The sequence below is a fragment of the Pseudohalocynthiibacter aestuariivivens genome (assembly GCF_018457175.1).
GTDB lineage: Bacteria > Pseudomonadota > Alphaproteobacteria > Rhodobacterales > Rhodobacteraceae > Pseudohalocynthiibacter > Pseudohalocynthiibacter aestuariivivens.
Genome location: NZ_JAGFNU010000002.1, coordinates 352,953 through 373,056, shown reverse-complemented (window position 1 = coordinate 373,056; position 20,104 = coordinate 352,953). Strand labels below are relative to the sequence as shown.

The 20,104-nt window shown below is 51.4% G+C and carries 17 protein-coding genes; 6 read left to right on the top strand and 11 right to left on the bottom strand.

The window, feature by feature from the left end:
• Window positions 1-30: 30 nt before the first annotated feature.
• Window positions 31-2,100 (bottom strand): sensor histidine kinase, encoded by a 2,070-nt coding sequence (locus J4E70_RS05730; RefSeq protein ID WP_213888121.1) that lies wholly within the window; start codon window positions 2,098-2,100, stop codon window positions 31-33.
• 391 nt (window positions 2,101-2,491) lie between these two features.
• Window positions 2,492-3,988 (bottom strand): CoA-acylating methylmalonate-semialdehyde dehydrogenase, encoded by a 1,497-nt coding sequence (locus J4E70_RS05725; RefSeq protein WP_213888120.1) that lies wholly within the window; start codon window positions 3,986-3,988, stop codon window positions 2,492-2,494.
• Between the two features lie 124 nt (window positions 3,989-4,112).
• On the opposite strand from J4E70_RS05725, the gene J4E70_RS05720 reads away from it, so the two are divergent.
• The 3 genes from J4E70_RS05720 (at window position 4,113) to coaD (ending at window position 6,066) form a co-directional block, all read left to right on the top strand.
• The gene (locus J4E70_RS05720) at window positions 4,113-4,988 is read left to right on the top strand and encodes a LysR family transcriptional regulator (protein WP_247076679.1); all 876 of its coding nucleotides are present in this window, start codon (window positions 4,113-4,115) and stop codon (window positions 4,986-4,988) included.
• Window positions 4,989-5,045: 57 nt separating this feature from the next.
• The gene (locus J4E70_RS05715) at window positions 5,046-5,480 is read left to right on the top strand and encodes a CBS domain-containing protein (protein WP_213888118.1); all 435 of its coding nucleotides are present in this window, start codon (window positions 5,046-5,048) and stop codon (window positions 5,478-5,480) included.
• Window positions 5,481-5,568: 88 nt separating this feature from the next.
• Window positions 5,569-6,066, top strand: coding sequence for a pantetheine-phosphate adenylyltransferase (coaD, locus tag J4E70_RS05710; RefSeq protein ID WP_213888117.1), 498 nt, complete (start codon window positions 5,569-5,571; stop codon window positions 6,064-6,066).
• 63 nt (window positions 6,067-6,129) lie between these two features.
• On the opposite strand, the gene gap (J4E70_RS05705) is transcribed toward coaD, so the two are convergent.
• The 3 genes from gap (J4E70_RS05705) to tkt form a co-directional block, all read right to left on the bottom strand.
• Window positions 6,130-7,131, bottom strand: a complete 1,002-nt coding sequence (gene gap / locus J4E70_RS05705) for a type I glyceraldehyde-3-phosphate dehydrogenase (protein ID WP_213888116.1) — start codon at window positions 7,129-7,131, stop codon at window positions 6,130-6,132.
• Between the two features lie 289 nt (window positions 7,132-7,420).
• Window positions 7,421-8,419, bottom strand: coding sequence for a type I glyceraldehyde-3-phosphate dehydrogenase (gene gap, locus J4E70_RS05700; protein WP_213888115.1), 999 nt, complete (start codon window positions 8,417-8,419; stop codon window positions 7,421-7,423).
• 305 nt (window positions 8,420-8,724) lie between these two features.
• Window positions 8,725-10,740, bottom strand: a complete 2,016-nt coding sequence (gene tkt, locus J4E70_RS05695) for a transketolase (RefSeq protein WP_213888114.1) — start codon at window positions 10,738-10,740, stop codon at window positions 8,725-8,727.
• Window positions 10,741-10,960: 220 nt separating this feature from the next.
• Between tkt and J4E70_RS05690 the strand changes: the two genes are divergently transcribed.
• Entirely contained in the window at window positions 10,961-11,443 is a 483-nt protein-coding gene (locus J4E70_RS05690; RefSeq protein WP_213888113.1) for a hypothetical protein, read from the top strand.
• Window positions 11,443-11,835, top strand: a complete 393-nt coding sequence (locus J4E70_RS05685) for a cell division protein ZapA (protein WP_213888112.1) — start codon at window positions 11,443-11,445, stop codon at window positions 11,833-11,835. Before J4E70_RS05690 ends, J4E70_RS05685 begins: the two co-directional genes overlap by 1 nt.
• 106 nt (window positions 11,836-11,941) lie before the next feature.
• Here J4E70_RS05685 and grxD read toward each other — a convergent pair whose 3' ends face one another.
• From grxD to J4E70_RS05655, 6 genes are all read right to left on the bottom strand, one after another.
• The gene (gene grxD / locus J4E70_RS05680) at window positions 11,942-12,304 is read right to left on the bottom strand and encodes a Grx4 family monothiol glutaredoxin (RefSeq protein ID WP_213888111.1); all 363 of its coding nucleotides are present in this window, start codon (window positions 12,302-12,304) and stop codon (window positions 11,942-11,944) included.
• Window positions 12,305-12,349: 45 nt separating this feature from the next.
• Window positions 12,350-12,580, bottom strand: coding sequence for a hypothetical protein (locus J4E70_RS05675; protein ID WP_213888110.1), 231 nt, complete (start codon window positions 12,578-12,580; stop codon window positions 12,350-12,352).
• A complete protein-coding gene (locus J4E70_RS05670; RefSeq protein ID WP_213888109.1) occupies window positions 12,577-12,825 on the bottom strand; it encodes a hypothetical protein in 249 nt (82 codons plus the stop codon). The genes J4E70_RS05675 and J4E70_RS05670 overlap by 4 nt, the downstream gene beginning before the upstream one ends.
• Window positions 12,822-13,064 (bottom strand): BolA/IbaG family iron-sulfur metabolism protein, encoded by a 243-nt coding sequence (locus J4E70_RS05665; protein ID WP_213888108.1) that lies wholly within the window; start codon window positions 13,062-13,064, stop codon window positions 12,822-12,824. The genes J4E70_RS05670 and J4E70_RS05665 overlap by 4 nt, the downstream gene beginning before the upstream one ends.
• Window positions 13,065-13,123: 59 nt before the next feature.
• Window positions 13,124-15,283, bottom strand: coding sequence for a phosphoribosylformylglycinamidine synthase subunit PurL (gene purL, locus J4E70_RS05660; protein WP_213888107.1), 2,160 nt, complete (start codon window positions 15,281-15,283; stop codon window positions 13,124-13,126).
• A 253-nt stretch (window positions 15,284-15,536) separates the two neighbouring features.
• The gene (locus tag J4E70_RS05655) at window positions 15,537-16,454 is read right to left on the bottom strand and encodes a LysR family transcriptional regulator (protein WP_213888106.1); all 918 of its coding nucleotides are present in this window, start codon (window positions 16,452-16,454) and stop codon (window positions 15,537-15,539) included.
• Between the two features lie 157 nt (window positions 16,455-16,611).
• On the opposite strand from J4E70_RS05655, the gene J4E70_RS05650 reads away from it, so the two are divergent.
• Window positions 16,612-20,013, top strand: a complete 3,402-nt coding sequence (locus tag J4E70_RS05650; RefSeq protein WP_213888105.1) for an indolepyruvate ferredoxin oxidoreductase family protein — start codon at window positions 16,612-16,614, stop codon at window positions 20,011-20,013.
• Window positions 20,014-20,104 lie beyond the last annotated feature (91 nt).

Genomic DNA, 20,104 nt, shown 5'->3' with positions numbered 1-20,104 from the left:
AAATAAGGTTTTAGAAAAAATCCAAACCAATCAGCCTTGCAACGCTTCTTCGGCAACGCCTTTTTCGCCGATCTCGGTCCAGGACGGAATAGAAAAACTGAACGTGCTGCCCACGCCATATGTACTTACTACACTGATCTCACCGCCGTGTATTTCGACCAGGAATTTGCAGATCGAAAGCCCCAAGCCCGTGCCTCCAAAAGATCTTGTGACTGAAGAGTCGATCTGGCTGAAACGTTGGAACAAAGTTTTTTGATCTTTCTCGGTTATGCCGACACCGGTATCTTCAACGTAAAAATGGACAAAGTCACCCTTGGCCTTTGTGTAAATTTTTACAAACCCTCGGTCCGTAAATTTGATAGCATTTCCAACCAGATTAATGAGCGTCTGCCGCAGCCTTGTTTCATCTGCTAGTACGAATTCATTGTGGGTCTCTCTGAAAATTTCGATTTTCTTCGCACCGGAATGATGTTTGAACTGCTCTGCAACGGATTTAACGATCGTATCAACATCAATCCGTTGTCGATTGAGTTCCATCTTACCTTCTTCGATTTTCGAGATATCCAAAATGTCATTGATCAGAGCAAGAAGATGCTGGCCAGCGGTGTTCATTTGGCCAGCGTAATTTACGACATCATCAAGAAAGCCTTTAATAGCTTGTTTCAAATCATCTTTTTTAGATCGCGAATTTTCCAGAGCCGCGCTTAGTATTTTGTGAGATGGCAGGAACTCGGGCTTTGCCAAAAAGGAATTATATCCGAGTATAACTGTTAACGGGGTTCTCAGTTCGTGGCTGATATTATTAATAAAGTTCGTTTTTTCATTATTCGCTCGTTCTGCAGAATTTCTGGCGAGCATGAGTTCCGAAATATCAACCCGGAACCCAACGGTACTTCCGTTAGGTGTTTTACGTTCTGAAATTTTCAGCCAACGCTCGTTTTCAAGTTGTTGAACGACGACCGAGCTGGCGGCCCTGTGATCTTCTAACCTTTTTCGTATCCACTCTGTTTCATTTCCAATCGCATCAGAATATTGCCCGCGCCTGACACCTTCCCGGATAATGTCTTCAAACGGAACACCGGGTCTGAACATGTCGGCAGTTTTTGCATAGATCTGGCGATATTTTGAGTTGCACATTACAAATCTGTCTTGCTCATCATAAAGGGCGAATCCGTCATCAATTGATTCAATTGCCTGAACCAACTGTTGCTCTGCTTCTTCCTTGCGCACCCAAAAATTCCGCAAAGCGACCAACAGAAATAAAAACAAAGAGCCAAACAAAATGACGTCGCGCCAGGTTTTCAGATAGTTGTCCGCGTGAAGAGGCCAGCCACCCTTGGGTGCCAAAGCAAGTTGCCAAGACCCATAAGGAAGCGCGACAGGAAGGATGACCGGGTCGGTTGAAAACGTAGCTTCATCTCCAAAAATAACAGCCCCTTGTGCGCCTTTACCATCATGGCCCCGCAAGGCAATGTTTGCTGTTGCGATACCGTCAAGCAAGCCGGCGTTTTTGTAAAAGAGGGTATCGTCTACAACGATGGAAACAATCCCCCAAAAAGATTCAGAGTCACTTTCCTCATCAGAAATGAATACCGGTGTCCGTATGATAAAACCCGTTCCACCCTGTATGAGGTTGACCGGACCTGAGACAATTGGCATCCCTGTTTCCTGGGCCATTTCCACACTGGTTAATTGTGCTTCGGAACTACGGTAGTCAAACCCGATTACCGCAGAATTCTCGGCATAGGGATATACAAGTTTGACGACCATATCCGGTGCTGCAGCAATGTTAATAATATCCGGATTGTTACGCTTAAGTTGTTCGGCAATTTCAGAAAACTGTGATTGAGAAATGCCGGGGTTCGTAATAACTGCGACGACAAGCCCGCGCGACATCAATATCTTTCCGATAAGCTCACGCTCAAGCTGAGCGCGCAGTGTCGCGCCTTTTTCGATAAGAGAAATTCGAAGATCAACAACGGCATTTTTGGCATTCAACCTGTCAAGCGCAAAGCCAAAAGAAAGGATCAGACAACAAACAACAAAATAGAGCAGTAGATGCCCCCGTTTTCGCAAAAATGATCCCAGTGAACTCTTCATTCTTCCCTTTGCCGATACCCGCCTCTGGGTTGTAGAGCGATTGTTTCGAACTACGCTAGCATTAAAATATAAATCGGGGAAACAGTCTTAATTTTACCCCTCCTGAGGTTATTTTATGACCGTTTTGTTTTTTCCGCCTTTCTTTGCCACAATTGAGTTGGCAAAAGATGTTACGAAGATCTGTGAATTTCGCCTGTCATGCCCCGCTAAGTTGCAGAAATTTTGTACTATATAGATTTAAGTTTCGCAGAATTGGCTCACATAAATCCGCAAATTTTAATCTAGCCTTGCAAGGGCGAATGGAAGAAAAAGCCCGACACGCAGTGCGTACCGGGCCTTGACCAATTGCCGAATTTTGCAGCTATAGATTTGTATAAAGCAATTTCTGCGATTACTCCATAACGGGAATAGAGAATTCGCCGCCTTCTTTAATGCCCGATGGCCAGCGAGAGGTCACTGTTTTCGTACGGGTGTAAAACTTGAACGCATCCGGGCCATGTTGGTTCAGATCACCAAAACCGGATTTTTTCCATCCACCAAACGTGTGATAGGCAAGAGGGACAGGAATCGGAACGTTAACGCCGACCATGCCGACGTTGATCCGGTTCGCAAAATCACGTGCCGTATCACCATCGCGGGTGAAAATTGCTGTACCATTGCCATATTGGTTATCCATGGCGTAACCGATTGCTTCTTCGTAAGTTTTAGCACGGACAGTGGACAGGACAGGTCCAAAAATCTCTTGTTGGTAGATATCCATGTCAGTTGTCACGTTGTCGAAAAGATGCGGTCCAACAAAAAAGCCATCTTCATAGCCTTGCAAGTTGAAGTTACGACCGTCGACGACAAGTGTCGCACCCTGATCAACACCGGTCTCAACGAGGCGCAGAATGTTTTCTTTGGCGGCAGCCGTCACGACAGGGCCGTAGTCCACATCATCGCCAGCGGTATATGGGCCAACTTTGAGCGCTTCGACGCGTGGAACCAGTTTTGCGATCAGCTTGTCAGCCGTTTCATCACCAACCGGGACCGCCACTGAAATGGCCATGCAGCGTTCGCCTGCGGCCCCATAACCAGCACCCAACAGTGCATCCGCCGCCTGATCAAGGTCAGCGTCCGGCATGATGATCATGTGGTTTTTCGCGCCACCGAAACACTGGCAACGCTTGCCGTTCGCCGTGCTGCGCGAATAGATGTACTGCGCGATTGGGGTTGAGCCCACAAAACCGACAGCCTGGATGGTTTCGTTGTCAAGAATCGCGTCAACAACTTCTTTGTCACCATTCACAACCTGCAGCACACCATCTGGCAGTCCAGCTTCTTTACAGAGTTCTGCCAGCATAAGCGGAACTGAAGGGTCACGCTCTGATGGTTTCAGGATCATTGAGTTGCCGCAGGACAGGGCAGGGCCCATTTTCCAGAGAGGGATCATTGCAGGAAAGTTGAAGGGCGTTATACCGGCGACAACACCCAATGCCTGTTTCATCGAATACATATCGATGCCAGGACCAGCACTGTCAGTGAATTCGCCTTTCAGCATTTGAGGCGCACCAATGCAGTATTCAATTACTTCGAGGCCACGCTGAACGTCACCCTTGGCGTCGACAAAGGTTTTCCCGTGTTCGCGGCTTAGTGCCTCGGCAAGCTTGTCCATGTCGCGATTGATGAGTTGTACCAGTGCCATCATGACGCGTGCGCGTTTTTGCGGGTTCTGGGCGGCCCAGCCGACTTGTGCTTTGGCTGCATCAGCGACGGCGGCATCAAGTTCAGCTTTGGATGCAAGCGGCACCTTTGCCTGTACTTCGCCAGTGGCCGGGTTGAAAACATCAGCAAAACGTCCTGACGTGCCTTTAACGTGTTTACCATTAATCCAATGCGAAAGTTCCATGGAGCCCTCCTCCTTTTTAAATTTCAGTTGAGGATAGGCTTGCAATTTTGTAAGGAAAAGAGGTAGTTTTACAAAAGCGTTTTGCAAATTTGTTGGTATGGCGGTGAAACTACACTGGGATGACATGCGAATTTTTCTGGCGGTGGCGCGAACAGAAAGCCTTTCGCGTGCAGGAGCCGCCCTTAAAGTCGATCCTGCAACTGTTGGTCGGCGTGTTGCAAGATTGGAAGAAGATCTTGGCGCAACCCTTTTTGCGAAGTCGCCGCAAGGCTATCGGTTGACCGAAGATGGGGAGCGGCTGCAACACCACGCTGCGCGCGCCGAGCAAAGCCTGACAATGGCGGTCGAGGATTTACGCGGGCAGGCGGGGCAATTGACCGGTAGCATCCGCATCGGGGCGCCTGACGGCAGCGCGAACTACCTGTTGCCCCAGGTGTGTGCTGAAATTTGTGATGATAATCCGGGGCTTGAGGTGCAGATCGTTGCGTTGCCAAGGGTGTTTAACCTGTCAAAACGCGAAGCGGATATGGCCGTTACGGTGTCACCTCCAACAGCCGGTCGGCTGCTTGTTCAGAAAGTCTCAGACTATCGCTTACATCTTGCTGCCTCGGAAAGCTATCTTGGGACGCACCCACCAATCAACGCTGTGGCTGACCTGAAAAATCACCGTGTCATCGGGTATATTTCGGATATGATTTTTGACAAGGAACTGGATTATCTGGGCGAGTTGAAGACGAACACTGCGACGCTCACCTCAAACTCATTCTCGGTCCAGTTCAACTTCGTTCGGCAAGGCGCAGGGGTGGCGATTGTGCATGATTTTGCGATTCCCTCGACCACGGGAATACGGAAAATATTGACAGACCAGATAAGTTTAACGCGATCTTTTTACCTTGTGCGCCACGCTGATGACCGCCGGGTAGAGCGATTAAACCGTTTTGCAGACCTTTTAGGGCAGGGGATTCGGCGCGAAGTGACGCGATTAGAAGCGCTTACTTGACAGATCACAAATGCGCGGCGACGCTGAGGTAAGAATTTTTGCATCAGGAGGTTACGAATGCTTGTTCATCAGATACTCAAATCCAAAACCGGACAGGACGTAGTTTCTATCGAACCGGGTTCAAAAGTGTCCGATGCTGCAACCATTCTGTCAGAGCGAAAGATCGGGACGGTCGTGGTGTCCAAAGATGGCAACAAAGCCGAAGGCATTCTTTCAGAGCGAGATATAGTGCGAGAGTTGGGCAAAAGAGGGCCGAGCTGCATGTCTGACAAGGTGGACGACTTGATGACCCGCGATATCGTAACTTGCGCACCCGGTGACAAGGTGGATGCGATTTTGCAGATGATGACCGAAGGCCGGTTCCGCCATATGCCTGTTTTGGAAGGCGGCAAAATGATCGGAGTAATTTCGATCGGCGATGTGGTCAAAGCGCAATTAGCAGAACTTGCAATGGAGAAGGAAGCGCTTCAGGGCATGATTATGGGTCACTGATTTACAACGTTTTTGCTGCGTTGCCGAATGCTCTTGCAATCCTGTTCGCAATATTGTTGCGTGCGGCGAGCAATAAAGGGGCGCCACTATGCGTATCGGTCTTTATCCTGGAACGTTTGATCCGGTCACACTTGGCCATCTGGATATCATTCGGCGCGCGGCGGCTTTGGTTGACCGCCTGGTGATTGGTATTGCCATTAATCGTGATAAAGGGCCTTTGTTTACGCTTGAAGAGCGTGTGGTGATGATTGAAGCGGAATGCGCCGAGTTGATGAAGACAACGGGAATTGAGATTGTTGCGCACCCTTTTGAAAACCTTCTGATTGATTGCGCTCATGACGTTGGTGCGCAAATCATCATTCGTGGCCTGCGCGCTGTCGCTGATTTTGAATATGAATACCAGATGGTGGGCATGAACCGTGCACTGGATAACACCGTAGAAACAGTTTTTCTAATGGCAGAAGCGCGCCATCAGGCGATTGCATCGAAACTGGTCAAAGAGATTGCCCGTCTTGATGGTGATGTTTCGAAATTCGTTCCGCCCGAGGTGAATCTGGCATTGAAGTCAAAGTTTAACAATGGCTAACAGAATACTGTTTTGAAAAGGAAAAGTGGAAATATCGTTCCATTTTGTAGGATGCTTTTCAGGTTAGAGATATTTTCCCATCTCAACAGCAGTGTCTGCCATACGGTTGGAAAAGCCCCATTCATTGTCGTACCACGCGAGAACGCGCACCATATTGCCGTCCAAAACCCGGGTTTGATCTGTCGCAAAAATAGATGAGTGCGCGTTATGGTTAAAATCCATTGATACAAGCTTGTGATCGGTAATATCCAACACACCCTTGAGCGGCCCTGCAGCGGCATTGCGCATCGCTTCATTGATTTGATCGGGTGTCACGTCTCGTCCCGCATCAAAGGTAAAGTCTACTGCGGACACATTTGGTGTCGGCACACGGATTGCGACGCCATCAAGTTTTCCGTCGAGTTCGGGCAGGACCAACCCGACCGCGCGTGCAGCCCCCGTGGTCGTTGGTATCATTGAAAGCCCGGCCGCGCGCGCACGATAAAGATCGCGGTGCATCGTATCCAGAACGGGTTGGTCACCGGTATAGCTGTGCACCGTTGTCATGAACCCGCGTTTGATACCAAAGGCTTCGTGAAGAACTTTCGCGACTGGAGCAAGGCAGTTCGTGGTGCAGGACGCGTTTGATACGATCTCGTCATCGCCGTTCAGGGTGTTGTGATTCACGCCATAAACGATTGTTTTATCGGAACCCTTTGATGTGGTGGATACCAGCACCCGGCTTGCGCCATTCTTGAGATGGACCACCGCATCGTCTTTGTCGCTAAATAGGCCTGTGCATTCCAGAACGATATCAATATGCCCCCAAGGCAAGTCTGCCGGGTTTCGCAACGCTGTGACTTTGATTGGGCCATATCCAACGTCAATGGAGCCGTCTGTTGTTTTAACTTTGACTGGGAAACGGCCGTGGACCGAGTCGTACTGTAAAAGATGTGCATTGGTTTCGACCGGTCCAAGGTCATTGATTGCGACAACTTCGATGTCAGTACGGCCGGATTCAACAATTGCGCGAAGAATGTTCCGGCCAATTCGCCCAAAACCATTGATTGCTACTTTAACTGACATGACGCGATCCCTTTTCTTGTTGGCATCGCAGTTCCGTGCGCTACCTGAAAATGTTATCGCTAACATGTGTATTTAATTCAGAAGGTCAACCGCAAAATGAGCGGCTTATCGCCAGAATGCTACAAATTCAGAAAGTTCAGCGAATTTTTTGCCGACAAAAAGCGGGATGCCCCAATGGAGGAAAAAGTAATCAACGACAAAAAGCGCGATTATCAGGAAACCCAAAACCAAGGCTATAGAATTAGTCATAGGCATTTTTGGAGACAGATATTGCCCCCGTCTCCTCTTTTTAGAGGCGCCCCATTGCCGCTGCTACGTCTGCCATGCGGACAGAAAAGCCCCATTCATTATCGTACCAAGCCAAAACACGAACGGTGCGCCCACCGATCACTTTGGTTTGTTCCGGTGCGAAGATACAGGAATGGGGAGTGTGGTTGAAGTCAATAGAGACCTTGGGTTCCGGATCATATGACAGGACAGATCGCATATGACCCTCCGCAGCTTCACGCATGACTTCGTTCACATCGTCAACGGTGACGTCTTTGCTTGCCTCAAAGGTCAGATCAACGGCGGATACATTCGGTGTCGGCACCCGCATTGCTGTCCCGTCAAGCTTACCTTTCAGGGCTGGCAGGACCTCGCCAAGTGCAGCGGCTGCACCAGTTGATGTCGGAATTATTGCCATCGCAGCAGCGCGTGCGCGATAAAGGTCTTTGTGGCGTCGGTCCAGCGTGGGTTGATCACCGGTATAGCTGTGGATTGTGGTCATGATACCGCGTTCGATACCGATCGCTTCATGCAGTACCTTAGCCAATGGTGCGAGACAGTTCGTTGTGCAGGATCCATTTGAAACTATGGTGTGTTCGGCAAGCAGATCACGGTGGTTTACGCCAAAGACAACGGTTTTATCGACATTTTTAGCAGGGGCCGAGATCAGGACTTTCTTGGCGCCGCGCTCGATATGTGCGGCCGATTTTTTACCATCGTTAAAGTTGCCTGTGCATTCCAGCACAACATCGACACCCGTCCAGTCAAGCTCGTTCAGATCATAGGTGGAAAACATCTTGATTGGGCCACGCCCAACATCAAGCATGCCTTCGTCGGTTTTAATCTCGTTTGGAAAGCGCCCATGTACAGAGTCGTAGCGCATCAGGTGCGCCGCAGTTTCAAGCGGGCCGGTGGCATTCACTTTGACAACCTGAACATCGTTGCGCGCGCTTTCGGCAATATGAGCCAGGGTTGAACGGCCAATCCGGCCAAATCCATTGATACCTACGGTGACAGTCAAAGCACGCTCTCCTTATTCAGTCGCGCAAAACATTGGTGCGCGGGCCAGAAGTTGCGTCTGATATAGACGCGCGAAAGAGGCGCGCCAAGGGAAAATCCGTTGTGTAACAGACTGTTAGCGCAAACCTATGCGGATGGGTCTCCTGTTAGCGATACCGCTTCGGATGGAATGGAACCAAAACGCGACGAGAAAAAGGAATGTTTCTGAAATAACAGTGCGCCAGCCCCGGAACGACTCACTTCGCTAGAAACAAGTACGGCACGCGATTTTGGCGCGTGCCGTACTGTCGATTGAACTGATTAACGTCAGAGAAGTGACTTAACTTTTTCGGCCACGGCTTCTGCTGTGATGCCGAATTTTTCGTACAGCACCTCTGCAGGGGCGGAAGCGCCGAAACTGTCCATACCTACGAATCCGGCTTTGTTGTTTTTACCGCGTTCTCCTGTCAGCCACTTGTCCCAGCCCATTTGGACACCCGCTTCGACAGCAACACGTACGGGACCACCGGGAAGCACGCGTTTGCGATAGCGTTCTTCCTGCGCCTCAAACAGCTCCATGCAGGGCATAGAGACGACGCGGGTGCCAATACCTTCGGCTTGTAGCAGGTCACGCGCGTTCAACGCGATTTCCACCTCAGAGCCGGTCGCCATGATGATCGCCTGACGCTTACCCTCGGCATCAGCAAGAACATAAGCGCCCTGAGAGGTCAGGTTCTTGGTTTTATGCTCTGTCCGAACGGTTGGCAGGTTCTGGCGAGACAGAGCAAGGACAGACGGCGTTGTTTTTGTGCTGATTGCGACTTCCCATGCTTCTGCTGTTTCTATGGTGTCAGCAGGGCGGAATACATAGGTGTTCGGTGTCGCGCGTGAAATTGCCAGATGTTCAACCGGCTGGTGGGTTGGTCCGTCTTCGCCAAGACCGATAGAATCGTGGGTCATAACAAAAACGGTTGGAATTTTCATCAGCGCAGCCAGACGCATTGCCGGGCGGGCGTAGTCTGTAAAGCACATGAAGGTGCCGCCGTAGGCGCGGATACCACCGTGCAGCACCATCCCGTTCATTGCCGAGGCCATCCCATGTTCACGGATTCCCCAGTGCAGATAACGACCTGCACGATTTTCAGGAAGGAAAACCCCAAGATCGGCGGTTTTCGTGTTGTTGGACCCGGTCAGGTCGGCCGATCCGCCAACAGTTTCGCCCATGATTGGGTTGATCACGCCCAGGGCCAGTTCACTAGATTTCCGCGTAGCGACCTTTGGCTGTTCTTCAGAAATCTTCTTTTTGAGCGCTTTGATCGCCGCTGACAGTTTGTTCGGCACATCCAGCGCGTAGGCGCGGTTGAATTCATTTTGCTTATTTTGCGAAACAGAGGCGAAACGCGCCTCCCATTCAGCGCGTGCTGCACCGCCGCGGCTGCCGATGGTTTCCCACTGAGATTTGATATCTGCGGGGACTTCAAATGTACCAGCGGTCCAGCCATAGGCGGCTTTAGCGTCAGCGACAACTTTTGGGTCGGTCAGTGCGCCGTGCCCTTTTGATGTGTCCTGTGCGGCGGACCCAAGTGCGATATGGGTCTTGCAGGCAACCAGGGCAGGTTTGCCAGTTTTCTTTGCGTCGGTCAGGGCGCGGTCAATCGCATCAGGATCATGGCCGTCACACTCATGGATAGACCAGCCAGACGCGGCGAAGCGTTTCAGCTGATTTGTACGGTCCGCGATGTCCACGGTGCCGTCGATGGTGATGTTGTTATTGTCCCAAAGCACAATCAGCTTAGAAAGTTCGTGTCGTCCAGCTAGGCCGATCGCTTCCTGGCTCACACCTTCCATCAGACAACCGTCGCCAACGATGACATAAGTATGGTGGTCTACGATTTTCTTGCCGAAACGCGCGCGCTGGATTTCTTCTGCCATAGCGAATCCAACGGCGTTGGTTATGCCTTGGCCTAACGGGCCAGTTGTGGTCTCAATACCTGATGCGTGGCCGTATTCCGGGTGGCCAGCAGTGCGTGCGCCCCATTGGCGGAAGTTTTTGATTTCTTCCAGCGTCATGTCGGAATAGCCGGTCAGATGCAGCAGCGAATAGAGCAGCATCGAACCATGCCCTGCTGACAGGATGAACCTGTCACGGTCGGGCCAGTTTGGCGCGGATGCGTCGAACTTCAGATGCTTTTCAAACAGAACAGTGGCCACGTCGGCCATGCCCATCGGCATTCCTGAATGGCCCGAGTTGGCGGCGGCAATGGCGTCCAATGTCAGCGCGCGGATTGCGGCAGCTTTCATCCAATGAGAAGGGTGTTTGTCGCGAAGGGCGGAGATATCCACGGTGCGCTATCCTTTGGCTAGAGCGAGATTGCGCTCGTTTCTTAGCAGTGTTCCCACGAAGTTCAAGCTAGGCAACTACGGCTAAGGGTGATTTAGGGGCGAAATTCACAACTTCCTTGGCTAAAATCTAATCAGACAGGCCGCATGTGCGATTCGGGAGCCATCCCGGTTGCATCCGTTTCGTACAAACGGCACAAAGAATAAAAAGGGGATTGGCAGTATGAGCGACATAGCAGATCTCGAACGCCGTATCACTGCGGCGCTGGACAGGATCGGACAAAGCGTTGAGGCGATTGACCAGTCAGAGCCTGGCACGACAGATGACACCGAAGAAGTGGCACGTCTGAGTGAAGAGCTTGAGGCTGAAAAAACAGCGAATGCCCAATTGCAGGAACGGTTGCGTACAGTACATGAAAAGCTGGAAGCCAAGATTGCAGAGCTTGAGACGAGCAACAGTCAGTTAACAGAAGAGCTCGCCGCCCAAACCACCGGTTTGCAGCAAATGAAGCAGGCAAACGCCCAGATGCGTGAGTCAAACCAAAAGCTTCGTGACGCAAATCAGGAAGGTGTCGGGGATTCGCATCTCATCAACAAAGCTATGATGGCCGAGCTTGAGGCGCTGCGCGCGACACAAAGCAGCGACCGCGCAGAAATGGATGCAGTTCTGAACGAGTTGAAACCCTTTGTCGGGGAGGACGCGTAATGCCAGATGTAAATGTTTCCATTGGGGGTCGTAATTTTGAGGTGGCCTGTCAGGAAGGCGAAGAGCATTTCCTTCAATCGGCAGCCAAGCTTTTGGATACTGAAGCATCGGTTTTGACCGATCAGATTGGCCGGTTGCCAGAATCCCGTATGCTATTGATGGCGGGGCTTATGCTCGCTGACAAAACAGCAGGTGTTGAAGAACAGCTCAGAAGCCTGAAAGAAAAACTGGAAACCCAGGATATCTTGCTTGAGGAACTGCGCAATAGACCTGAACCAGAACCCGAACGAGTAGAGGTTGCGGTTATTCCGCCCAACGTAGTGGATACGCTCGCAGAAATTGCTGCGCGTGCAGAAGCGCTTGCTGAACAGGCAGAGGAAAGAGTTGGCTGATCTTCCGTTGATTGCTCTGAACGCGTTGCCTGCGACAAAGCGGGAATGATCCAATAGAAAAGCCCGCCGGGAAGGCGGGCTTTGTTCTTTTCAGATTTTTGCGCAATCAGGCGTTGGCTTCGCGGATCTTTTCTGCCGCTTCCTTGTTGAAGGTGATACCTTCTTTAGCGAAAAGCGCGTCCAATTCGCCCGACAGGGTCATTTCTGTCACGATGTCGCAACCGCCGACGAATTCGCCCTTAACATAGAGCTGCGGAACGGTCGGCCAGTCAGAATAATCCTTGATACCCTGGCGGAGCGCTTCGTCTGCCAGAACATTCACATCGGCAAACTCAACACCCATGAAATTCAGAACGCCCGCAACGCGGCTTGAGAACCCGCATTGCGGCATTGATTTTGTGCCCTTCATGAAAAGGACAACTTCGTTATCTGTAACGGTTTCTTTGATTTGCGTGTTTGTGTCTGTCATGTTCTTCTCCGATGTCGTCGGGGTGTTTGGTGTGTAAGTCGCGCCCTAATTGCGATTACGGCGGTTTTTTGGGTTTTTGTGCGTGTCATCATCTTTCGAGATAGGTTCTGCAATGCTCAGATCAACAGATCCTGTTCCAAGTCGTTTGCTAGCAGGCGGTGTGTCTACGTGGTGGCGGGACAGGGGGCGGTAGATTCCCCGTTTTGCCCAGATTTCGTAGAGCGCTGCCGCTGCAACCATCAGGATCAGAACAATAAAGAACCAACCCCAACTCATTTCTTAGTCCTTGGTGTCTTAGGAGCAAACGCCTCTGCGTATTTTTGCGGATCGCGGGTCACATGTGTGATGTGTTGTTGTCCACCTTCGAAGGTAGCAGAACCCCCGCCTTCTGCGATAATATCACCTTGACCGGACTTTGTTCCGCGCCGCGCCAATCCTGATTTAGGTCGTGTGAGTGCGTAGATAAACGTCGCAACTACGGCTGCTCCAAGTCCAAGGAATATGATCCAAAAGGTACTCACTCTGGCGCTTTCGTCGTCAGCGCAAGTGCATGCAACTCGCCATTCGCCCCATCCATTTTACCCTTCAGCGCTGCATAGACAGCGCGTTGCTGCTGCACGCGGTTTTGGCCACGGAAGCTTTCGTCGATAACCTCGGCGGCATAGTGATTCCCGTCGCCGGCAAGATCAGTGATTGTGATCTTGGCGTCTGGAAAGCTAACGCGTATCAGGTCTTCGATTTCCTGAGCTTGCATGGCCATGTGTCGTGTCCTTTGTGTTCTGCCTCAAGATGTAGAGATGCAATCGCGCCCTTGCAAGGTCAGGCGACTGCGCTTGCGAAAGCAGACCGATAAATTCCTGACAATTCTGAAAGCGGCGCAGAGGTGCCGTCAATAGAGACATTGTGGCCACCAAACCGGCCAACGGCCTCTACGTGTACGCCTGTTTTTCCTGCTTCGGTGATCAATGCTTCGGCCTGATCAAAGTTGCAGGCAACCAGATAGCGCGCCTGATCTTCACCAAACAACTTTGCCGTATCAGCAGCATCCAGAGAAACACCAACGCCTGCCGTCTCGGCTATTTCAAAGGCTGCAACAATCAGGCCGCCATCGGAAAGGTCAGTGCAAGCTTTGATGTAATGGCGATTGTCGCGGATGAAATCACCGTTACGTTTCTCGGCATCCAGATCAACGTGCGGTGCGTCTCCGTCTTTGCGGTGGAAGACCTCGGCAAGCAGTGCGGATTGTCCAAGGTGGCCTTTGGTTTTGCCAACAAGCAGCGCAACGTGACCTTCCCGCGCTTCGCCTGCGATGATGTGATCAATATCATCAATCAGGCCCACGGCACCGATCGTTGGTGTCGGCAAGATGCCAGTTCCATCCGTTTCGTTGTAGAGGCTGACGTTTCCGGATACGATCGGCATATCAAGTGCGCTGACTGCTTCACCAATACCTTTAATCGCGCCCACGAACTGGCCCATGATTTCCGGTTTTTCCGGATTACCAAAGTTCATGTTGTCCGTCGTCGCCAAAGGCTTTGCGCCAACCGCTGTCAGGTTACGGTAGGCTTCGGCCACGGCTTGTTTGCCGCCTTCCGTCGGATTGGCCATAACATAGCGTGGCGTCACGTCAGAGGTGAAAGCCAACGCTTTGCGGGTTCCGTGAACACGGATTACACCTGCGCCAAGCCCCGGCAATTTTATCGTGTCGGCCATGACCATTGTGTCATACTGTTCAAACACCCAGTTTTTCGCGGCATAGTTTGGCGAAGCGAGCAGCGCGCGAAGCCCGTCAATCGGGTCAATCTCGGGCACATCGTCCAGCGGGGCTGCGCGCGGCGTTTCGACCCATGGGCGGTCATATTCGGGCGCTGTTCCGGACAGGGCCTTAAGCGGCAGGTCTGCTTTGACTTCGTTGTTCAGCATCACGACAAACCGGTCTTCGGCGATAGTTTCGCCGACAATCGCAAAATCAAGGTCCCATTTGTCGAACACGGCTTTTGCTTCGGCCTCAAGTTCTGGCTTCAGAACCATCAGCATCCGTTCCTGAGATTCTGACAACATCATCTCATAGGCGGTCATGTTTGGCTCGCGCGTTGGTACTTTTTCCAGATCAAGCCGAACGCCAAGATTGCCTTTGTCACCCATTTCCACGGCGGAACACGTAAGACCAGCTGCGCCCATGTCCTGAATGGAAATCACGGCTCCCGTCGCCATAAGTTCCAGTGTTGCTTCCATCAGGCGTTTTTCGGTGAACGGGTCTCCCACCTGAACGGTTGGGCGCTTTTCCTCAATCGTGTCATCAAATTCGGCAGAGGCCATTGTGGCGCCACCAACGCCATCACGCCCGGTTTTAGCTCCAAGATAAACAACCGGCATTCCAACGCCGGACGCAGCAGAGTAAAAAATCTTATCCGTATCAGCGAGGCCTGCAGCAAAGGCGTTGACCAGACAGTTGCCATTGTAAGCGGCATCAAAACGCACTTCACCCCCAACCGTGGGAACGCCAAAACAGTTACCGTATCCACCGATGCCCGCAACAACACCATTCACCAGTTGCCGTGTTTTCGGATGCGATAATTCTCCGAATGAAAGGGAATTCATTGCCGCGATTGGTCTTGCGCCCATGGTAAAGACATCACGCAGAATGCCGCCAACTCCGGTAGCAGCCCCCTGGTAGGGCTCAATATATGAAGGGTGGTTGTGGCTTTCCATTTTGAACACCACGCATTGCCCGTCACCAATATCAACAATTCCGGCATTTTCGCCAGGACCGCAAATAACTTGTGGGCCAGTCGTAGGCAGGGTGCGCAGCCATTTCTTTGATGACTTGTAGGAACAGTGCTCGTTCCACATGGCAGAGAAAATACCAAGTTCTGTAAAACTTGGTTCTCGTCCGATTGTTTTTAGAAGCCGCTCGTATTCATCCGGTTTCAGACCATGTGCGGCGATCAGGTCTTTGGTGATGGCTGGCTCTTGCATGAAAAGGTTGTCCCCTAACGGCATTGGATGGCGCATCTCATAAGGGAATGCGCCTGACGGGGAAAGAGCCAAAGAAGCACAGGGGTTTTGTAAGGGCGAAAAAAAAGGCCGAGCTAAAAGCTCGGCCGAAGTCCAACAGGGAGGTTGAAGTGATGAGAGAATGCTCAATCACCGACTTCGATGCTTGATTTATGGGCGGAGTGTGTTTCTTTCAAGGGAAAAAATGCCGCACAGCAGCAATGCCGCTATGCGCCTATTGCATAGCGGCGTTTTCAGCGATTTTTCGTTGGTTCTTGCGATAGGTGATAATTTCATCCTGAACAAAGTCACGAAACGCAGCAATGCGCTGTGATTGGCGCAGTTCTTCCGGGTAGGCCAGATAGACTGGAATCTCGTTTGATTCGATTTCGGGCAGTACTGGAATAAGTGCTGGAAAATCTTCAATCACATAGTCCGGCAAAACGCCGATACCAAGATGATGCAATACCCCTTGAAGAACGCCGAAGTAGTTATTCACAGTTAAGAGCGATGGAATATCATAAGTCAAAAGACGCTGAACAAAGCTTGAGCCAGCGGAAACCTGAGCGCTTGTCGTGCTTTGACAAAGCAGTCGGTGCGCGTGCAGATCCTCTAGTTTTTCAGGAACGCCAGTTTTCTCCAGATATTCTTTGGAGGCATAGAGTTTCATTTTTACCGTCATCAGACGTTTGCGAACGAGGTCAGCCTGACTTGGTTCTTTCATCCGGATCGCAACGTCTGCTTCACGCATCGGCAGATCGAGCACCTTTTCCTCAAGCATAAGGTCGATTTTGAGTTCGGGGTACTTTCTGTAAAGATGGGGCAGGCGCGGCGCGAGCCAGAGCAAGCCAAATCCGGTGGTGGTCGTGACACGCAACTCGCCAAACACTTCTTCTTCGCTGTCGCGAATGCGCGCGGCCGCTGCGTCAAGCCGTTTGTTCATGGCATTGGTCGCATCAAACAGGAGTTCACCTTGCTCGGTAAGAATCAGCCCACGGGCGTGGCGATGGAAAAGAGTAGCGTTCAGGCTTTCTTCCAGAGCACGAATCTGCCGGCTAACCGCAGATTGAGACAGATGAAGAGCCTCACCAGCATGGGTTAGGCTGCCTGCGTCTGCTACCGCGTGAAATATTCTTAGCTTATCCCAATCCATACTTTCCGAACCATATACAAAATCGGCCAAAATGTTGGCCAGAGTTTCAAACTGCGACTTTTAGCGCCAAAACACCAAAATCGAAACAAAATTCGCTTTGTAGGTCACTAATTATGACCTATTATCCGTGTTAGAATATATCCGATGGAGGTGCGCGATGGGTCGCCAAAATGTAAGTCTTAAGGACCGCTTTGATCTGAATAAATCGCCCGTGTTGCTAAATGGGACACAGGCATTGGTTCGTCTGGTTTTGACTCAAAAAGCACGGGATGCGGCCGCAGGGTTAAAGACTGCTGGTTATGTCACCGGATATCGTGGCTCCCCTTTAGGAGCAGTTGATCAGCAGATGAGCAAGGCCAAAAAGGTTCTTGATGCGGCTGACGTTCGGTTTGAGCCGGGCCTTAACGAAGACCTCGCAGCCACTGCGCTCTGGGGAAGCCAGCAGGCCGAATTGCGTGGCGAAGGCAAATATGACGGCGTTTTTGGGCTTTGGTACGGCAAAGGGCCGGGGGTCGACCGTTCCGGCGATGTGATGCGTCACGCGAATATGGCCGGTACATCACCAAACGGCGGTGTGCTGATGGCAATGGGTGACGACCATACCGGCGAAAGCTCAACCACATTGCACCAGTCTGACTGGGCGATGGTTGATGCCTATATGCCAATCGTATCCCCTGCGGGAGTGCAGGAAATCCTGGACTACGGGCTTTATGGCTGGGCGCTTAGCCGGTTTGCAGGTGTTTGGGTTGGACTCAAGACAATGAAAGACACTGTCGAGGCGACCGCCGTCATTGATGGAAATCCAAACAGAATGAATTTTGTGATACCAGAATTTTCAACACCCGATGGTGGTTTGAATATTCGGCTGGCTGACACACCGGTTGCCCAGGAAACCCGGATGATTGATTACAAGAGGTTCGCTGCAGAAGCCTTTGCTAAAGCGAATAAAATAAATCACCGTGTCTGGGGTAAGTCCGGCGCAAAAATAGGTTTTGTCGCAGCAGGTAAAAACTGGCTTGATCTGGTTCATGCGCTTGATCTGCTGGGCCTGGATGCCAATGAGGCCGAAAGACTGGGTATTACGACATACAAGGTCGGGCAGGTCTGGCCGCTGGACATGGACGGTTTTCATGATTGGGCCGAGGGGCTCGACCTGATTGTTGTGGTAGAGGAAAAACGTAAACTGATTGAAGTGCAGGTTAAAGAGGCGATCTTTGATGACCGGCAAGGGCGGCGCGTCTATGGCTGGCACAAAGAGGGAGAGGAACTGTTCCCAACGCGTTTCGCGCTTGATCCGATCATGATCGCTGGAAACCTCGGAAAAATACTGGTCGAGGAAGGCCGGGGGACAGATCGAATTAAGGCCGGTCTTGAAATGCTGAGCGATGCAAAAAAGGCCGACAATGCCAAGGAAATCGCCTCGCGCTTGCCGTATTTTTGTTCAGGTTGTCCGCACAACTCTTCGACCAAACTGCCAGACGGAAGCCGTGCATATGCGGGTATCGGCTGCCACTACATGGTGCAATGGATGGACCGTGACACCGTGGGTTTCACGCAGATGGGGGGCGAGGGTGCGAATTGGGTTGGTGAAGCGCCATTTTCAAAACGCGAACATGTGTTTCAGAATTTGGGCGACGGTACCTACAATCACTCAGGCATTATGGCGATCCGGGCAGCTTTGGCGTCAGGCACGAACATTACATACAAAATCCTGTTCAATGACGCGGTTGCAATGACCGGTGGCCAGACCAACGAAGGTGGGCTGACTGCGCAAAGAATTGCCCGCGAAGTCATGGCAATGGGTGCGAAAGACATCGCATTGGTCTATGACGAGAAAGAGGATGTTGATTTTGCGGCATTCCCAAAAGGCATACGCATTCACCCGCGCGAAGAGTTGATGCAGGTTCAGAAAAAGCTACGCGAAGTCAAAGGTGTATCCGTCATCCTTTATGTGCAAACCTGTGCTGCTGAAAAACGCCGCCGCAGAAAACGTGGGCTGTTTCCAGATCCGGATAAGCGCGTCTTTATCAACACAGATGTATGCGAAGGCTGTGGGGACTGCGGAGTGCAATCAAACTGCGTGTCAATTGTTCCGGTCGAAACCGAACTCGGCCGTAAGCGGGCGATTGATCAATCGTCCTGCAACAAGGATTTTTCCTGCGTAAACGGGTTTTGCCCGTCTTTCGTGACGCTTGAGGGAGCCAAACCGCGCAAACAGGCAGCAGCAGAATTCGAGATTCCGAGTCTGCCGTTACCAAAATTGCCCGAGATTGAGCAAACACATAACGTGGTGATCACAGGCGTCGGCGGCACGGGCGTTGTAACGATCGGCGCAATCATGGCGATGGCGGCACATATCGACGGAAAGGGTGCCGGGATGATGGAAATGGCCGGTCTGGCGCAAAAAGGCGGGGCAGTCCACATCCATTGCAGGCTTGCCAACACCCCGGCAGACATCAGCGCGATCCGGGTTGCGACCGGTGAGGCAGACGCGGTCATTGGCGGCGATCTGGTTACCACAGCCGGGGCAAAAACACTTGGTTTGATGAAAACCGGCCGCACAGGCGCTGTCGTCAACAGCCACGAAATCATGACGGGGGATTTCACGAAAGACACAGAATTCCGCTTGCCGACAGATCAGTTGCAACTTGCACTGGAGGCGCGCCTGCAGGGAAACCTGCACCTCTTTGATGCGTCTGAAATTGCAAAACGCCTGCTGGGGGATTCGATCTTTTCAAACATGATGATGCTTGGTGCCGCGTGGCAGCGTGGCTTGGTGCCACTTAGCTATGAAGCAATACTCGACGCAATCGAGTTGAACGGCACTGCGGTTGAGGGCAATAAACGTGCCTTTGAACTGGGTCGCTGGGCCGCTCACGCCCCTGACGAGGTGGCAAGCTTGGGCAAAAGCGATATTGTTGAACTTCCAAAAACACTGGACGAAAAGATAAATTTTCGCGCGGATCATTTGATAGCGTATCAGTCTGCCCAGCTGGCAAGGCGGTATCGCAAGTTTGTTGAAAGAGCGTCCGAACCAGCACTGAAAGAAGCTTTGGCTGAAGGATATTACAAATTACTGGCCTACAAGGACGAATACGAAGTCGCGCGTCTGCTGCTGGAAACTGAAGCCAAAGCAAAGACTGAATTTGAAGGCGATTTCAAACCGCAGTTCCATCTCGCACCGCCAATATTTGGCGGTAAGGGTGCGAACGGGCGGCCAAAAAAACGCGAATTCGGGGGCTGGATGGTGCGGGTCTTCGGCGTTTTGGCACGCCTTAAGCGGCTTCGAGGAACTCCTTTTGACCCTTTCGGTTATGCTGCAGAAAGAAAAATGGAACGCGCCCTGATCCGCCAGTACGAGGCGGATATAAAAGAAATTCTGGAAAAAGTGACTTCAGAGACTCTGGAAGTTGCCATCGCGCGCGCGCGCCTACCATTGGATATCCGTGGTTTTGGGCCGGTCAAAGTAGCAAATGAAGCGAAGGCTGCGAAAAGACGTGAAGAGCTTTTGGCAATGTTCAGGGCAGGTGGGGCCCCGATGGAACAAGCAGCAGAGTAGATCAATCTGATTTGCCAACGTCCTCAGATGCAATTGAAGAAAAGGCACAGTGGATTTCCTGTGCAAAGCGACGTATGAGCTATCTTAAATC